Annotated in this window: 15 protein-coding genes and 1 pseudogene; 9 read left to right on the forward strand and 7 right to left on the reverse strand. The window is 60.7% G+C overall.

Annotated elements, in window-relative coordinates:
- Nucleotides 1–318: 318 nt before the first annotated feature.
- Nucleotides 319–1,323: a Bug family tripartite tricarboxylate transporter substrate binding protein gene (locus tag AC10V3_RS38350; RefSeq protein WP_022540240.1), complete on the reverse strand. Its 1,005-nt coding sequence runs from the start codon at nucleotides 1,321–1,323 to the stop codon at nucleotides 319–321.
- 268 nt (nucleotides 1,324–1,591) lie between these two features.
- Between AC10V3_RS38350 and AC10V3_RS38355 the strand changes: the two genes are divergently transcribed.
- From AC10V3_RS38355 to AC10V3_RS38385, 7 genes are all read left to right on the forward strand, one after another.
- A complete protein-coding gene (locus AC10V3_RS38355) occupies nucleotides 1,592–3,088 on the forward strand; it encodes an aldehyde dehydrogenase family protein (RefSeq protein ID WP_022540241.1) in 1,497 nt (498 codons plus the stop codon).
- A complete protein-coding gene (locus tag AC10V3_RS38360) occupies nucleotides 3,085–4,629 on the forward strand; it encodes an acetolactate synthase large subunit (protein WP_022540242.1) in 1,545 nt (514 codons plus the stop codon). Before AC10V3_RS38355 ends, AC10V3_RS38360 begins: the two co-directional genes overlap by 4 nt.
- A 101-nt stretch (nucleotides 4,630–4,730) precedes the next feature.
- Complete coding sequence (locus AC10V3_RS38365; protein ID WP_022540243.1) at nucleotides 4,731–5,660, forward strand: NAD(P)-dependent oxidoreductase; 930 nt, start codon at nucleotides 4,731–4,733, stop codon at nucleotides 5,658–5,660.
- A 26-nt stretch (nucleotides 5,661–5,686) separates the two neighbouring features.
- Nucleotides 5,687–6,142, forward strand: coding sequence for a cupin domain-containing protein (locus tag AC10V3_RS38370; protein ID WP_022540244.1), 456 nt, complete (start codon nucleotides 5,687–5,689; stop codon nucleotides 6,140–6,142).
- A gap of 11 nt (nucleotides 6,143–6,153) precedes the next feature.
- Nucleotides 6,154–6,450 (forward strand): DUF1330 domain-containing protein, encoded by a 297-nt coding sequence (locus AC10V3_RS38375; protein WP_022540245.1) that lies wholly within the window; start codon nucleotides 6,154–6,156, stop codon nucleotides 6,448–6,450.
- A gap of 90 nt (nucleotides 6,451–6,540) precedes the next feature.
- On the forward strand, nucleotides 6,541–7,404 hold the full coding sequence (locus tag AC10V3_RS38380) for an IclR family transcriptional regulator (protein ID WP_022540246.1): 864 nt from the start codon (nucleotides 6,541–6,543) through the stop codon (nucleotides 7,402–7,404).
- Between the two features lie 204 nt (nucleotides 7,405–7,608).
- Entirely contained in the window at nucleotides 7,609–8,235 is a 627-nt protein-coding gene (locus AC10V3_RS38385) for a tyrosine-type recombinase/integrase (protein WP_022540247.1), read from the forward strand.
- Between the two features lie 191 nt (nucleotides 8,236–8,426).
- Here AC10V3_RS38385 and AC10V3_RS38390 read toward each other — a convergent pair whose 3' ends face one another.
- The 3 genes from AC10V3_RS38390 to AC10V3_RS38400 all read right to left on the reverse strand — a co-directional run bounded on the left by AC10V3_RS38390 (nucleotide 8,427) and on the right by AC10V3_RS38400 (nucleotide 10,411).
- A complete protein-coding gene (locus AC10V3_RS38390; RefSeq protein ID WP_022540248.1) occupies nucleotides 8,427–9,005 on the reverse strand; it encodes a phasin family protein in 579 nt (192 codons plus the stop codon).
- Between the two features lie 170 nt (nucleotides 9,006–9,175).
- A complete protein-coding gene (phbB, locus tag AC10V3_RS38395; RefSeq protein WP_022540249.1) occupies nucleotides 9,176–9,919 on the reverse strand; it encodes an acetoacetyl-CoA reductase in 744 nt (247 codons plus the stop codon).
- 231 nt (nucleotides 9,920–10,150) lie between these two features.
- Complete coding sequence (locus AC10V3_RS38400; RefSeq protein WP_022540250.1) at nucleotides 10,151–10,411, reverse strand: XRE family transcriptional regulator; 261 nt, start codon at nucleotides 10,409–10,411, stop codon at nucleotides 10,151–10,153.
- Nucleotides 10,412–11,644: 1,233 nt separating this feature from the next.
- Here AC10V3_RS38400 and AC10V3_RS38405 point away from each other — a divergent pair.
- Nucleotides 11,645–11,887, forward strand: coding sequence for a hypothetical protein (locus AC10V3_RS38405; RefSeq protein ID WP_349604514.1), 243 nt, complete (start codon nucleotides 11,645–11,647; stop codon nucleotides 11,885–11,887).
- A gap of 1,037 nt (nucleotides 11,888–12,924) precedes the next feature.
- On the opposite strand, the gene AC10V3_RS38410 is transcribed toward AC10V3_RS38405, so the two are convergent.
- Nucleotides 12,925–14,117 (reverse strand): IS3 family transposase gene (locus AC10V3_RS38410; RefSeq protein WP_490923304.1). Its coding sequence is split into 2 segments (ribosomal slippage): nucleotides 12,925–13,853 and nucleotides 13,853–14,117, totalling 1,194 coding nucleotides; the frame shifts between segments, so codons are not numbered across the junction.
- A gap of 213 nt (nucleotides 14,118–14,330) precedes the next feature.
- Between AC10V3_RS38410 and AC10V3_RS38415 the strand changes: the two genes are divergently transcribed.
- Nucleotides 14,331–14,522 (forward strand): DUF2188 domain-containing protein, encoded by a 192-nt coding sequence (locus AC10V3_RS38415; RefSeq protein ID WP_022540251.1) that lies wholly within the window; start codon nucleotides 14,331–14,333, stop codon nucleotides 14,520–14,522.
- A gap of 33 nt (nucleotides 14,523–14,555) precedes the next feature.
- On the opposite strand, the pseudogene AC10V3_RS38420 reads toward AC10V3_RS38415, so the two are convergent.
- Both AC10V3_RS38420 and ltrA read right to left on the reverse strand, forming a co-directional pair.
- Nucleotides 14,556–14,823: pseudogene (locus tag AC10V3_RS38420) on the reverse strand (TonB-dependent receptor); the annotation flags it as partial.
- Nucleotides 14,824–15,074: 251 nt separating this feature from the next.
- The gene (gene ltrA, locus AC10V3_RS38425) at nucleotides 15,075–16,412 is read right to left on the reverse strand and encodes a group II intron reverse transcriptase/maturase (RefSeq protein ID WP_349604517.1); all 1,338 of its coding nucleotides are present in this window, start codon (nucleotides 16,410–16,412) and stop codon (nucleotides 15,075–15,077) included.
- Between the last annotated feature and the right edge of the window lie 560 nt (nucleotides 16,413–16,972).

Here is a 16,972-nt window from a genome sequence, read left to right on the forward strand (position 1 = left end):
TCCATTCCTTCATCGTAGTGGGCGTGCACCCCTATTCCTTCGGTCTCCCGGCGCGTTCAGAACTTGTGCCTGACGCCGACCGCCACCCCAAAAATGTGATCCTTGTCTGTACCGAGGTAATAGCCGCTTGTGTAGCCGATCGCGGCGGAATAAATGTTCAATGCCGCATTGCGCGTGTACGCCGATACACATCGGTCCGCCTAGAGAAGCTGTAGTCCGCGATGAACATCCGGCCACGGATGACCGGTTGCTGGAAGCTGATATGGAATCGGACCGCAGGGGTCCGGGACAATCCGAGGTGGGTGGCCGCTGAGGTGCTTACTCGACGACGATCCCGCGCTCCTTGATCAGCGTTGACAGCCGCCTGCTCTCGTCAGTCAGCAGGTTTCGGAAAGCTGACTTGTCCAGTGCCACCGGTTCGGCGCCGAGTTGCGCGAACCGTTGCTTGAGCACTGGCGAGGCCAATACCTTCTTTAACGCCGCAGAAAAGCGCTCGCTGATGTCGGCCGGGACCTTATTCGGTGACCAGACACCGAACCAGACATCAAGACTCGCATTGCGGATGCCCAGGTCCGCGTATGACGGTGCGTCCGGAAAGAACGGCGACCTGCTCTCGCTCGCCACTGCCAGCAGCTTGACCTTGCCACTTCGGATGTGGGGGAAGCCAATCCCCGGGTCGAATACGACGTCCGTCTGACCGGCCATCACATCCTGCAGCGCAGGGGCGGAGCCTTTGTATGGCACCTGCGTGATCGACGTGCCGATGCTCTGGTTGAATAGCTCGGCGGCGAGATGCGGTGCCGTCCCGGTTCCGGCCGACGCGATGGTGATCTTGCTCGGTTGCGACTTCGCCAAAGCGATGAACTGCTTGGCGTCCCTGGCCTCAAGCGTTGGACGGGCGACCAGATACATCTGGGCGCGTCCGATCGCCATGACGGGCGTTAGATCCCGGGACGGGACGAGATTCGACTTGAACAGATATGGGTTGGCCGTCTCAACCGAGGTGGGCGCAATCAGAAACGTGTACCCGTCCGGCGCCGCCCTCACGACTTCGCCGACCGCCAGATTGCCGCTCGCCCCCGGCTTGTTGTCGACGATCACTGTCTGCCCCAGTGCTTCATTCAGCAACTGTGCAATCGCACGCGCCATCACGTCCGTTCCGCCGCCGGGAGCGAAACCCACCACTAGGCGGATGGGCCGTGCCGGCCACGCGGGACTCTGGCTCGCGGCCGGAAACGCTGCACCAGCCAGCATGACGGCAGCCAGCGCCAGTACCGCGCGGCGTGAACGGAAATGAGAAATGGGGCTGAAGCGGTGGGTCATGGTGGTTGTCTCCTGGGTTGTCTTTGCGGTCGGAAGCGACCGTCGGATCGAACCATAGACGGAGCGCTCGATGTTGTAAATAGGGTTTCATGGTTATCCATAGGATAATTTTTTCGGGGAGCGCCCCTTGCGTCACCTCTACAATAATTATCCTATGGATAACGCTTACACCCTATTTACAATCTCACTTCGATGTTCTACCGTTCGGTTCATTGGCAGCGGCCCTGCGCCGGTCGGCCTGCCGCAACGCAAATCAACGAGAGACAACGTGCTTGAAAAGAGACAATTCCATATCGATGGGGAGTGGGTCACGCCCGCACGTCGCCAAGACCTGGCGGTGATCGACCCATCCACCGAGCAACCCTGCGCGGTGATATCTGTCGGCGATGCGCTCGATGCCGACCGCGCGGTGCAGGCGGCAAGGCAAGCCTTCTCAGGCTGGTCTCGTACCAGCCCGGGCGAGCGCCTTCGGCTGGTAGAGCGCTTGCTGGAGATCTATGAACGACGCGCCGCGGAAATGGCGCGGATGATCAGCCTTGAGATGGGGGCGCCCGTCGACATGGCGCGGGCCGAACATGTCGGTGCCGGCGCGTATCACATGAGGAACTTCATTGCCGCGTTTCGCACGTTCTCGTTCGAACGTTCCCTCGGCACAGGTGCACCCAACGATCGGATCCTGATGGAGCCGATCGGCGTCGCCGGCCTCATCACCCCGTGGAACTGGCCCATGAATCAGGTCACGCTGAAAGTCGTGCCCGCTTTGCTGGCCGGATGCACCGTCGTGCTGAAGCCATCCGAGATCGCGCCGCTCTCCTCGATGCTCTTTGCCGAATTCATCGAGGACGCCGGCTTTCCGAACGGTGTGTTCAATCTCGTGAACGGGGACGGCACGGGAGTCGGCGCGCGCCTGTCGTCCCATCCCGATATCGACATGATCAGCTTCACGGGCTCGACCCGTGCCGGCATCGCCATATCAAAGGCCGCAGCCGAAACGCTCAAGCGAGTGGTGCTCGAGCTCGGCGGAAAAGGGGCCAACCTCGTCTTTGCCGACGCGGATGCGGATGCGGTCAGGCGCGGAGTGCTCCATTGCTTCAAGAACACCGGCCAAAGCTGCAACGCCCCTACCCGCATGCTGGTCGAGCGCTCGGTCTATGCGCGCGTAGTCGACGAGGCCCGGGAAATCACCGAGAACTTCGCGGCCGAGGCGGCGCGCGCGCCGGGGAAGTTCTTCGGCCCGCTGACCTCGGCGGCGCAATTCAGGAAAGTCCAGGAGATGATCGAGACAGGCATGGCGGAGGGCGCGCGACTTGTTGCAGGCGGCCCCGGGCGTCCCGAAGCGCACGAATGTGGCTACTTCGTGCGGCCAACCGTTTTCGCCGACGTAACCAACCAGATGACCATCGCCCGCGAGGAGATCTTCGGCCCTGTGCTCTCGATCATTCCCTTCGACACCGAGGAAGAGGCGATCGCCATCGCGAACGATACGCCGTATGGGCTGGCCAATTACGTGCAATCGACTGATGACGAACGATGCCGCCGCGTCGCGGGCCGGCTGCGTTCGGGCATGGTGGAGATGAATGGCAGGCCGCGCGCACCGGGATCTCCTTTCGGTGGCATCAAGGCGTCCGGACGTGCCCGCGAAGGCGGGATCTGGGGCATTGAGGAGTTTCTTGAAGCCAAGGCGGTTTCCGGCTGGACGGATCCTGCCCGTTCGCGCTGCCCCCACGCGAACCACCTTCATCGAACCGGAGAACACACAACATGAATGGCGCCGAAAGTCTGGTCACCACACTGCTCGAGTCGGGCATCGATACCTGCTTCGCCAATCCCGGCACCAGCGAAATGCATTTCGTCGCGGCCCTGGATCAGATTCCAGGTATGCGGTGTGTGCTGGGGCTGCAGGAGAACGTCGTTACCGGCATGGCCGACGGCTATTTCCGCATGGCTCGGAAGCCCGCGAGCACGCTATTGCATTGCGGCCCGGGACTTGCCAACGGCTGGGCGAACCTTCACAACGCTCGCCGCGCTAATAGCGCGGTCGTCAACATCGTGGGAGATCAGGCGACCTATCACCGCCCGTATGATGCGCCCCTCACTGCCGATACGGCCGCGCTTGCGGGCGCAGTATCGGCATGGGTCCGCACGAGCCAGTCCGCAGCCGACGTCGGTCGTGATGCGGCCGCCGCGGCAGCCGCTGCGCGCACCGCGCCCGGACAGATCGCCACACTGATCCTGCCTTCCGATACGTCCTGGGATGCGGGCGGCGTTGCCGCGCGCGCATTGCCCGTACCGTCAGCGCCATCGATCGATACATTTGCCGTCGATAATGCGGCGCGCATTCTGCGCCAGAACAGCAATGACGTGCTGATCCTGCTTGGCGGCGAATGCGCGCTGCCCGAAGCGCAGGCGCTCGCCTGGCGCATTGCCAGCGCGACGGGCGCGACCCTGAAGTACGAGTACGTGATGGGGCGGGTCTCGCGTGGACGAGGCCGTCTGCCGATCGAGCGGGTGCCCTACAACACCGATCAAGCCATCACGATGATGGCATCGTTTCGGCACATCATCCTGGTCAACGCCAGGCCACCAGTCGGATTTTTCGCCTACCCCGGCAAGCCGTCCCTCCAGTATCCGCGCGAAGCCCAGATCCATCATTTGTCGCGCGTCGACCAGCATCCCGAAGCGGCCCTGCTCGCGCTGGCGGAGGCGCTGAACGCGCCAGTGGTCGATATGCCGCCCGCGCAGCCCTGCCCGGAGATCGTTACCGGTGCACCCACGCCGGAAGGGCTGGCCCAGACGATCGCCGCCTTGATGCCGGAGAACGCGATCGTATCGGACGAAAGCATTTCGTATGGCCGCAGCTTCTACCGATTCACCCACGCTGCAGCACCACATGACTGGCTCTCACTGACCGGCGGTGCCATTGGCGACGGACTCCCGGTCGCAACCGGCGCGGCGGTGGCCTGTGGGGGCTCGAGACGGGTTATCAGCCTGCAGGCTGACGGCTCGGCGATGTATTCGCTTCAGTCGCTTTGGACGCAGGCACGTGAACGACTCCCCTGTACGACGATTCTGTTGGCCAACCGCAAGTACAACATCCTGATCGGCGAGTACAAGAACGTCGGAGCATCACCGGGACCCACGGCCATGAGCATGCTCGATCTGTCGAATCCCGATCTCGACTGGGTCAGGCTCGCCAACGGCATGGGGGTGGAGGCCGCACACGCAACGACGCTCGAGCAGTGCGCCGACCTCATGAAGCAGAGCTTCCGCCAGGACGGCCCCTTCCTGATCGAACTGTTGATCTGAGTGAAGGCCGGCACTGCAACGCTACCCGAAGCACACCGCACGCGGCACCAACTGGTAGACGCGGTGCGCGGAAATCTACCCAGATACGGAGACATACGAACGTGAGCGAGATTACCCACGTCGGCTTTTTAGGCCTTGGCAACATGGGTGCCGCGATGGCAATGCGGCTTATTCATCCCGGGTGCCGACTGCACGTCTACGACCCTAACGCGGAAGCCGTGTCGCGACTTGTGGACGCTGGCGCGGTGGCGCATGCCAGTCCGCGTTCGGTGGCGGATGCCGCCGCCATCGTCATGGCCTGCCTGCCAAGCCAGGCGGTATGCGAAGCGGCGATTTTCGGCCAGGACGGCGTGGCGGCCGGCAACGCGCTGCATACGTACGTCGAGATGTCGACGATCGGTCCGACTGCGGTGTCCTCCATCGCACAGAGACTTCATCGTCAGCATATCGCCACGGTGGACGCGCCAGTCAGTGGTGGGCCGTCCGCCGCGCGTGCGGGCACGCTGTCCATCATGCTGGCCGGCGCGAGCCATGACATTGCGCGCGCCATGCCCTCGCTGGCTCGCATCGCGAAGACGATTCACAACCTGGGCGATCAGCCCGGCCAGGCACAGGCGATGAAGCTGGTGAACAACATCATGCTGGCCGCCAACATGGCCGTTGCATCGGAGGCGTTGGCGATGGGCGCCAAAGCAGGCCTGAACGCCGACGCCATGGCCGACGTCATCCGATCCAGCACCGGCCAGAGCGCAGCAGCAGACATCCTTGCTCGCTTCGCCCTCCCTGGATCGTTCGACTTCGGGGCACACATGTCAATCCTCGCTAAGGATGTGGAGCTCGCCATCACAGAGGCCCGCAATCTGGGCGTCCCGGCGCGCGTTCTAGAGCAGGCCCGGGGCGTCTGGCAAACGGCAATGGAAGAAGGACGCAGCCAGGACGATTTCACTTCGATCATCAAGAGTGTGGAAGAACGCGCCAACGTGCTGGTACGCGGGGCACCACGGCGGCAACCCGCCAATCAGCAAATTTAACAACGACAACACCCACGGAGCAGACCATGGACTCATCCACCGAACACGTTCATTCCGCCACGTCGATTGCCGACGCCGAAGCGCTTGCGCAAAGGCTTTCCTATGCCACGCCCGAAACGGCGCCACTGGTGCCGGGACGCCGCTCATTCTTCAAGTATCGGGACCTGGGCGTGACGACTGCCACGGATGGCCGCATGCGCGCGCAGATAACTCTTGCAACGGGCGAAATGCAGCAAACCGGCTGGCACTATCACCTCTGCGATTCGCAGTTCATTTATACGCTGCGCGGCTGGGTCGACCTGGTCTTCGAGGACGGCCGCCATATTCGCGTCAGCGCGGGAGAATCGCTCCTGATCCCTGGCGGACTCAAGCACAACGAGCTGGCGATCTCACCAGACCTCGAGCTTCTCGAAGTCTCGATTCCGGCAAAGATGGGAACGGTGGCCTGCGACCCTCCAGGGAACTTCACCTCATCCTTCTGACGGGAGACGAAATGACGAAAGGTTACATTTTTGCCGAGGTAGACATCCATTCCCCCGGCGCGGAGTGGGATGAGTACGCCAGCAAGGTCCAGCCCACGCTGGATTCCTATGGCGGCGTGTTCCTGATTCGGGGAGGCACGCCCCACGTGCTCGAGGGCAACGCCAAAACCGGGACGTTCGTGGTTCTGGAGTTCGAGAGCCCCGAGGACGCCACGGCCTGGTACACCTCCACAGACTATCAGCGCATTTTGCCGCTCCGCCTGCGCAATGCCGATGCGCGCGTCATCTGCTTGCCTGGAGCTGGCTGAATTCCCGTGTCATCGCCCGTGATAAACTTAAAGGCCGTTCGCGCACCCTGAATCCGAGGTTCGCCCCTTCCGAGAGGAGTATCGACGGCTTTGACAGAAGCAAAAAAAACCATCGCAAAACCATCGGCGGTGTCGACGGACGACCCGCCGCCGACTGCTACCGGCAATGGCGGAGGACGACGCCGGATTCAGTCGGCCGACAAGGCAACGGAGGTTCTTCTTGCGCTTGTCGAGGCGGGTAAGGCGACACCCCTCCGCGATCTGGCGCGCGCCATCGGCATGCCAAACAGCCTCGCGCATCGCTACCTCGCGAGCCTAATGGCAAGCGGTCTCGCGGTACAGGATGAAGTCACCGGTCTCTACGACCTTGGGCCGACGGCGGTACGCATCGGCGCCTCCGCCCTCGCGCGTGTTGATCATCTGCGCCTCGCCAGTGAAGCGATGCCACAGCTAGTTTCTAGCACGGGATTGCCCGCCCTCCTGTGTGTGCTCGGCGATCGCGGCCCCACTATCGTGCGATGGGAACGCAGCTATGTGCCGTTCATTACTACGTTGTCGGTGGGCTCGACATTCCAATTGACAAATTCGGCCACGGGTCGCGTGCTGCTCGCCTTCACCCCCGATCAGGTCAGAGATGACCTGATCGAGTTGGCCGTTTCGAAGAACCATGAACAGCCGCCAGTGAAGTTGCTTGAGCGTCTTTCGACGATCCGGCGAGCCGGATACGACGAAGCAGAATCGGTTCTCATCCCAGGACTGTCAGCCATGAGCGCGCCGATTCTCGATGTTCAGAACGAGGCAGTCGCGTGTCTGACGCTAATCGGCGCAAGCCCTGATGTCCGGCGCATCAAGACAAAGGCAATCAAAGCGCTGGTCGAGGCAAGCGTGAGCATCTCGCGATCTTGCGGGAGCAACCTGTCGTTCGCCCCGTCATTGGCCGATCCGACAACATAAGCCTGATCTCCTGCATTGCCGCCTGATCGTCTGCCAAAACCTGGCATCCAACTTGCGGGCGACGGTCGCAACACCGACCCGGGCGACCGCTCTTGTCGCGACTTCAGTCAGAACAATTGGACCGGCCGACCGGCGGAGAAGGGTCGATCAGCGACCACTGGCAGAGGCGCAGACTGGTTTCCCTTCACCCGAAAGGAGACCATCATGGAAACAACCGCTCTCGACCAAACGCGTCACGTTCCATGGAACAAAGGGAGGCTGACGGGCCAAAAGCCTCCACTGAAGTTGAACGAGATATGGGCGATACGAACTCGGCTTCAGCTTACGACGAATGTTCGCGAACTGGCGATGTTCAACCTTGCCATTGACAGCAAGCTCCGAGCGTGCGATCTGACCCGCCTGCGCGTGCAAGACATCTGCGTGGGCAACCAGGTTGGCACTCGCGCAACGGTCATGCAGCAGAAAACTCAGCGGCCAGTGCAGTTCGAAATCACCGAACAAACTCGCCAAAGCGTTCAGTGTTGGATTCATGCTCGCGGACTTAAGCTGGGCGACTATCTCTTTCCGAGTCGCTTGCACGCATCGCCGCACCTGTCAACGCGACAGTACGCGAGGATCGTTCATCGCTGGGTCGCCTCCATTGGCCTTGACGATTCAGCTTACGGAACGCATTCCATCCGGCGCACCAAACCATCGCTGATCTACCGGCGCACGAAGAATCTGCGAGCCGTTCAACTGCTTCTTGGGCATACCAAACTTGAGAGCACGGTGCGCTACCTTGGCATTGAAGTGGACGACGCGCTCGAAATGGCAGAGCAGACCGAAGTGTAGTTAGGGAGCGTGGCCGGCTCGCGGTCGCTTGCCGGCCACAAGGCGCGACTGGCCAGACTGCGTGATCAGCTTCACCATCCCGACCGTCAACGCGCATAGCCCCACCCGCTGCTTCGCCGGCTTCACGCGCCCGGCAAGAAGAACCAGCCCGACCGAGGCAGGCCGGGCTTCAGGGGATCGCTGCAGCAGGATCAGGCGGAAGCTGAAGTCTTCTTCGAGGTGGCACGAGCCGTCACGCCGACTTGCTGTGCGGCATTGGTTGCCACCGTGGCAGCGGCCTGGATGTTGGATTCAGCAATTTCCACGGCCTGCGCCGCGGCCTTCTCCACCGACTCGTAGGCGTTGTCGGCGGCGGTAATAGCCGACTTCACGATCGCTACGGCCGATTCCGTGCCGGCCGGGGCATTCCTGGCGAGGTTGTCGACAGCCTCCCGCAGGTTCTGCGAGCCCTCCGTCAGCATGGCCTTTGCCACTTTGGCGAGTTCTTTCTGGGTTTCCGATGTGATCTCATAGAAATGGCGGGCGTATGCCATAGCCTTCTCGCCAGCCGGCTGCACCAGCGACGCGTGGACCTCGAGAAATTCCCGCGGATCTTTGGCGGAGAGCGCGCGCCTGGCGCCGTCCAGATTTTCCGTCAGCGCCTTTCTCGCGACCTGCATATTCAGCTCAACGAGCTTCTCGAAGCCTTCGATGGCCTTGGATGTCAGGCTGTACAGGGATTCGAGGCTGCATTGCTGTACCGACAAGATTTGTTCCTGAGTAAAGATCACGCTGCTCTCCGATGGTGAATGATTTATCGCTCTACCGACACGCGTCTGTACGCTCAGTCGTCTTCCTAAAAGGCGGGGGACTGATGATGGATCGCGTGCGAAGTAGATCTCTACGTGCTCCCACGATCCGGAGTCGCAGAGGGGGCAGAACCATGTTCCGCCCCGTCAGTTCATTGCATGTGCTGCCCGCCGTTGATCGCAATATTGGATCCGGTCACGTAGCCTGCATCCTCGGAGCACAGATAAGCAACCAGGGCAGCCACTTCCTCCGGCTTGCCGAGCCGCCCCACCGGAATCTGAGGCAGGATCTTCGTATCCATGATCTCCTGCGGCACGGCGGTGACCATCTTGGTCGCCAGGTAGCCGGGAGAAATGGTGTTGACCGTCACCCCCTTGCGAGCGACCTCCAGCGCCAGCGACTTGGTGAAGCCATGCATACCCGCCTTCGCGGCTGCATAGTTGGTTTGGCCGAACGCACCCTTGGAGCCATTGATGGACGATATATTGATGATGCGTCCCCAGCCCCGCTCCACCATGCCGTCACACAGAGGCTTGGTCACGTTGAACACGGAATCCAGGTTGGTGCGAATCACGGCGTCCCAGTTCACCTTGTCCATCTTCTTGAAGGCCATGTCGCGGGTAATGCCGGCGTTATTCACCAGAATGTCGACCTGGCCGACCTCGGCAAGAATCTTTGCCACCGTTGCCTGGCAGGCATCGTAGTCCGCAACGTCCATCGCGTACGCACGGAGATTGCGGCCGGCAGCCTCCATGGTGGCGAGCCAGTTGTCCACATTCGGGTTGCCTGGCGTATGCGTCACGACCACGTCGTAGCCGGCGTCGTGCAGCCTGAGGCTGATGGCCTCCCCCAAACCGCCCATACCGCCAGTCACCAATGCAATGCGTTTCGTCATCCTGCTTGTCTCTCACAAAGTTTGTTTGACCCCTGTCTTCCGGTCGTCCCGATTCTGTGTTCGGCTTTCGACCACTACCACCACGTATGCACGTGGCGCCAACAAATAGCGCTGCCGCGCCAGATTAGCGCGGTGATTTTTCAGTTTTGTGTCATTCGCCTGTCTGGGGCACCGAATGGTGCTGGATACCGGCTTGGCCGGACAACCCTCTTCGGGGTGATGGCGCTGCAATCACCACAACCGCGAGCTAAGGCGCGCGAGCCAACCGCGCAACTCCTCTGCGCCGATGTCTTGAAACTTGCCGCAGAGAACCAGGGCGAGATCCGACGGAAGTGTCCCGAGCATGGCTGCAGCGTCGGACACGGTAAGGCCCGCGGCTCTTATACATGCCGTCATGTCCTTCACGATTTCCGCCTTGAGCGGAATTTCCTCGGCGTCCGCGAAGCCAAGCAGTGCGTAGACATTGGTCGCCCCATACTCAAATCGAAACACGCGGGCCTCCTCCTATCTTGTTGTTCTTGAACATGGCCCTCGAGCGTCGATGCGCCAATATGGTGCCGGCAGAGGGCAGGATTATTGGTGCATACATTCGATAAGACAATCGGGGAAACACTAAGACGCTTATGGCCACAGGTAGACCACGGACCCTACGCGATTTCATCACCTCGTAACAAGGACAAGGGGGTGGAGGCAGCCAATCTGGCCGGGCCAACCATCCAGAAGTTGCGTGGAGGACGCTGTTTGATGTGGTCGCGACCTGCGCTGGCCAACCAGCGAGGACTGAGCTCAAAGGGCGCGGACAAAAAACCGGAGGGTGACGGAGGCGTCGGTCCGGTCCTAGGCAGCGGCGTACAAGTGGTGCAGCACGATCCGCTGCGGATCTGTATTAAACCGCGTCGAAATCTGATATTAGCGTCATGAATGTCACCTCCCGTAATGCGGCAACGACTGTCTGTGCAGTTGGATCTTGCTGAAACCGGATCGATTGAGAGTGGATTCCGGACACAGGATTCACCGTCATCATCACGTGACCAAGTTCTTGCTCGCTCCAAGGAGCGCGCTATGCGTGAAGGAACGATAACCGCGGATCGGCTGACTGCATTTTCAGACGCGGTCTTCGCGGTGATCGTGACCATAATGGTCCTGTACTCGTGCGGACGCTACGCAGATGTCCGCACGACGGATGCGGCGTGTCGCGAGGCGCCGATCACTTGCTGTCCTTGCGGGCTTCACGACCGCAACGCTGGTTGCGCTCGTCGCGCCGCGCCTAGGCTTCGGTCTCATATGCGCGGCGTTGATACTCCACACTCGACCAGATGTCTCAGGCAATCGGTCGTGGCGAAGCCGACCAGACCCCGGAGGCCGAGATGATCTGGGCGCATCTCTGCGCTGACATTGAAGATCACTCACCGATCTTCCGTCCGCACCATCGCCTTGCAGGTTTGGTCGTGCGCTATCGAGAGATAGTGCGGCTTCGCTACGCCTCCCTGGGCGTGGCTTACGTCTGCGCCAGGGCGCCGAAGCGGCGGCAAAAGCTGACGTTCCCCCGAGAAACGCCGAACGATCGAGTAGGGTCCGATAGCGGGTAACTGGCTTGCTACCGTCCCGCCCTCTCCCGACAGATTTCGACTGACTTTCCGACGACTGGCATTCCCAATCAACATCTCTTAAGATTTCACTTACTTGTGCTAGGCGCAGATTGTTGCCCTAAGGAAGGAAAGCCCTATGTCTATCGAAGCTTATCGTGGATACATCGCAGAAGGCTTCGCAAGCCCCAATGGCGACGGTGGCTTTGAGGCACAAGGGCGCGTACGTTTGCGGGAGCGAATAGTCCAAGAGTCGGAATCATTGGGTCATTACGAAAATAGCGAAACCGCCCAATATCGAGGGCTCCTTTGGGCTCGCAAACTCATTGAAACTTTGCCCTCTTCCTCGTTGATGCAGGACGCGATGTTCAGCAAACGGTGAGTTTCCCAGCCGTACGCGTAGCATAGCCTCAACGGGCAATAGTCGACGGGAAGGCGTGGTTGTTGGTGCAACCAAATAGTCGAAGAGGCAGCGCACTTGACGGACAAGTGCGTCTGAGCAGAGCTTGCGGCGGCGACAAGAGCCGCAGCGGCAATACCATTCCACTTCGTTACGAAATTCCTTCAATGCGAAGCGCTCGCGGACAACCTATGATTCAATGCCCACCTCCTGCTCCAATTCGGCGAACCCGAGGAGGCGAGATCGAGCCTGCTTTACCTTGGATATCGGGATTTCGTAGCCTCGCGTCGTAACAGTGGTGTCGCGTAAGATTGTAGGCGGGCTGAAGGCTCACGCTACCACGTCTGCCCTCGCAAGTTCTACCCAGGCTAGTGCCTTGATTCCCAACCAGCCAGATTGATTGATCTCGGCCCGCCGATCCCTGCTTTGGGGGTAATCTGTTTTGCTTCCTTTCCAAATACGCCATATGGCTCATACCGTGCACTGTTGCAATTTCGTAACCTTCGCGATACAGCCCGCCGATGGGGGACCGGGGCTGGAAGTGAATAGCGAGGTCGGAGCACAGGGTTTCCAGAAATTGCCTCCTCTTGGTCGCTCGTTTCACATATTCACTTCCAAGCAATGGCGGCGGGCTGTACCTTTACTATGGGGATTTCGCAGTGGAGTTGCTGGTCGATGGCCGCGACGGGATGGCACCATGCGATCCTCCTAAGATCTGAACGCCTCGCACCGACCGCTTTCTGACGCCACTGCACACGCCGAGCGGCACGACTCCGAAGGATCTGGGGTGTTTGCGTTGGCCCTCTGTGCCAGCTACTGCTTCATCCATAATGTAAATCTGCCCTTCGAAGCCAAGACGCCGCATTTGCTCGCTCATAGCCGCGATGTCCATATCAGCATGCGAAATTCCTTCTGCAAAGACGTGCGAACCTACAGAAGTGATGCAATGGCGCGACGCCCGCCCCTCTTAAGTAGGGATATGATGTTGCCCCTGTTTGGTGTAGCTCTTAGCTCCCGAGTTATGCGGCCTTTTTACGCTGTGCCGCGTGCCAGCGTTGCTCGTACTGCATGGGGCTGAGGTAACCCAGCGTAGAATGCAGCCGCCGGTGATTATAGAAGGCTATCCAGTCGAGCACCGCGTCCATGGCCTCCCGCCGGGTGGCGAACTTTCTTCCGTGCAAACTTGCAGTCTTGAGCCGTCCCCAGAAGCTCTCGGTCGGCGCGTTATCCCAGCAATTCCCCTTTCGGCTCATGGACGAGCGCATGCCCCAGTCGCGCATGGTGCGCTGGAACTCGTGGCTGCAATACTGGCTGCCACGGTCACTGTGGAAGATCATCCCCTGACCCGGGCGGCGCCGGAACCAGGCCATCCGCAAGGCGTCCTGGACCAGGCTGGTCTGCATGTGTGGCGCCATGCTCCAGCCCACCACCTGGCGGCTGAACAAGTCAATGACGGCGGCCAGGTACAACCACCCCTCATCGGTGGCGATATAGGTGATGTCTCCACTCCAGAGCTGATTCGGGGCCTCAGGGGTGAACCTGCGCTGCACCAGGTCGGCGGCCACCGGCAAGTTGTGTTTGCTGTCAGTGGTGACAACAAACTTACGCTTGGTGCGCGCGCGTAGGCCATGCCGCTGCATCAGGCGACGCACCCGCTCCTTGCCCACCCTGACACCGCGCGCGAGCAGCTCCTTATGCATGCGCGGCCAACCGTATTCCTGCTTGACCTCGGCATGGATGGCGCGCAGGTGGGCCAGCACGGCCTCGTCACTCTGGCGTTCACCGGAGCCGGGGTTGGTTGATTGCCGTTGGCGCCAAGCGAAATACCCGCTGGCGCTCACGCCTAGCACCTCGCACGAGATACTCACTGGCCAGTGCTTTCTCACTTGGTAAATCCAGGCATACCTTGCAACACGTCCTGCGCAAAGTATGCCGCGGCTTTTTTTGCGATATCGCGCTCCATTCTCAGGCGCGCATTCTCCGCCCGCAGCCGAGCCAGCTCCATCTGCTCAGGCGTGACGGTCACCGGCTTGCCAGTCGTCCCTGCCGCCAGTTCTCCCTTTTCACTCTGACGCATCCAAGCCCCAAGGCTACCCTTGGGAATGCCGAGAACCTTGGCCGTGACCGCAATCGATTGGCCAGCCCTCACTTGGCGAACCGCCTCCAACTTGTATTCCTGCGTGTATTTCGCTCGCGTTTGCTTGCCTGACATCTCTTAGCTCCTTGCTCGTATTTGAACATAGGGCTAAGAACTCCACTCTTCGGGGGCAAGATCAATATGCTACCGAGAACATAGATGGGCAATATCGACCCTGTCGAATGCGCTCCCCCATTCGGCTTTCACGACGCCCGCTCTTTGTAGCGGACTCCTTTTATGGGGGCGACCTGCGACGCCGCGGCGGCCCACGAGCTCCAGGAGAGATCAATGCTCGCGCGAAGCATCCGCGTCGTACCTGCCGAATGTGGCTGGGCCCTCCAGGTAGACCACCTGCGAGAGCCCCTACGCTTTGCCACGTTGGAAGCAGCGATCGCTGCGGGATGGGACTACGCACAGCGAGAGAGGGCTGAGCTGCTGATACATACACTTGACGGCCATGTGCGTCTGCGCAGTGCTTGAAGCGACGACCACCAAGAGCCACAGCGGTAATAATCAGAACTTGTACTTGACCCCGGCGTAAAACGCTCGGCCCACACCGGGATAGAACACCGAGGTATTGGCCGTTCGCGCGTCAGCGACCGTGCTGAAGTCGCTGACATAGCGCTTGTTGGCCAGGTTGCGTGCGTCAAGGAACACCGTCACGCCACACTCGAAATTCGTACCTGGCTTCGATCCCGAACAGCACATAGGACGGCACCTTCAGCGTGTTGGCGTAGCCCATGTAGGCGCCGGTCGGCACCCAGTCGATTGGGCCGGCCACACACGCAGCCGCGATGCCGGGGAGCATGACACACTCGGCTAAACGCTGCCGGCGTGGCGACGAATTGGCGAATGATCGAGTTTGGCAACAAACTTCGGTCGTTTGGGGGCACGGAGCGCTAACGGCCGATAGCCAACAGGCTCGCGACCGGCGGAGGTCGCTTGGCGGCCAGTGGATAGGGGTAGGAAACGGCTTTCGCCGTCCCCTCCCTCCGAACCCGGTGTGCGGTTTTCCCGCGACGGGCTCTCCAGTCAGTTGTTTCCACATCGGGATTGGCGCGCCAATTGATGAGCCTCGTACATCGTGAACAGCCCAAGATTGGCGAAGAAGGCATTTGGCCATTGACTGTGATCGCGAAAGCATCGGCCCTGACCTGGACGATGTAGCTGTCGGCGCAGGACCGCTCGCAGTCGACGACGAACAAAGCCGTCGACGGACGAGAAGGTGTATCGGTGGGCATGCCGGAAGTATCCGAACCAGCCCCGCAGGATCGGATTGATCGACGCGATGATGCTCTCGATCGAATCGCCCCGGTGGCGCTTGGTCAGGGCACGGATTCGATCCCGCAGCCCCATCAGACTCTTCTTGCGCACCCAGCGTTGGCCCGCCTCGAACCGGTAACCCAGAAACTCGAAGCCATGACCCTGCAACCGGCAGTCCCCAATGTGGGTCTTATCGGGATGCAGTTTCAAGCCGTTAGCGTCCACCCAAGCCCGCAGGCGAGTGAAAGCAGCTTCTGCTTCCTCACGCGTACGGCATAACACCACGGCGTCATCCGCGTAGCGCACCATGACCAGCCCTGCCTGGCGCATTTCTACGTCAAGTTCGTGCAGGTACAGATTTGCCAACAGGGGGCTGACAACCGCCCCTTGCGGACTGCCAGAAGTCGGCGTCCAACGCGTCATGTCTTCCATGATGTCTTGCTTGAGAAAGGACTGGACGAGCTCCAGAACTCGGCCGTCCGCGATTCGCCCGGCCACTCTCGCGAGAAGGGGCAGGTGTGGGATCGAGTCAAAATAGCTTTGCAGGTCAGCATCGACCACCCAGCAGTAACCCGCTTTCACATGCTGGTCAACTTCTCGGAGCGCCTCCTTGCATCCCAAGCCCGGGCGGAAGCCGTAGCTTCTTGGCTCGAACTCGTGCTCGAAGATCGGCTCGATGACCAGCTTCAGGGCCGCTTGAACTACGCGGTCCTTCACAGCGGGTATACCGAGCGGGCGACGTCCTTTACCTTTCGGTATGTAGACGCGCCGCACCGGCTGCGGGCGATAGCTACCGTCCTGCAATGCATGCGCCAGTTCAGCAAGATAGCGGTCCCGCGCTTGCGCGAATCGCTTCACGCTCATGCGGTCCACTCCCGCCGCCCCGGCGTTCTTCTCGACCTGAGCCCATCCCAGCGCGAGCGTGTCCAGGCGAAACACCTTGTCAATCAGACTGTGCCATTTACCTCCCTTAACTCCGTTTTGTAGAGCAGCCAACATAGCGTCCGTCCAGATTGAAGCTGACGCGAATTTCCGCTGCACGCAGCTTCCCAGCGCGTTTGCATCTCGTCTAGTCGTTTCCGACACTGGCGATGCTTCGATCTTCATCTCTGCTTCCTTCCGGTCTTTTGCTATCAACTTTCCTGCCCCGCTTCCCTAGTGCGCCTTTTGCTCTGACGCAGGTCTCCACGGCTTTACCCTTCCGTGTGCAGTACTATCGGGACTCTGACTCCTGCCAGCGTTCACCTCGCCGGCAGGTCTCCCCGCTTGCTTCGTGCTACCGTCCTATCGTTCCGTCCTCAACCACGTGGTACGCCACCGCACCGCTTTATCCGCCACGACAGCGTGCTGTGTTGCTTCCAGGCTTCGCCACTTTAGTGCAGGCTCGCCGCCATACCCCGCCGAAACAGGTTCGTTAGCCTACGGACCGACAGTTCGCTTCCGGTTACTCCCCACCCCGCCTCGCGACGACGCAGTTACCTTCAGCTACGGAGCTGTGGCCAACTCCGGCGGGGACTTTCACCCCGCAGATCGCACGCTCTCACGGGCGTACACTAAACCGCTCGCGCGGTAACCCTCCGGCCATCGCGCAAAGTGACTGAACCGCCTGTGCTGTTCCCTATGTTGAGGACCGAGGCAATTGGCCTCGATTCTCGACAGGAGCACAG

It is taken from the genome of Cupriavidus sp. PB-02, assembly GCF_058252315.1.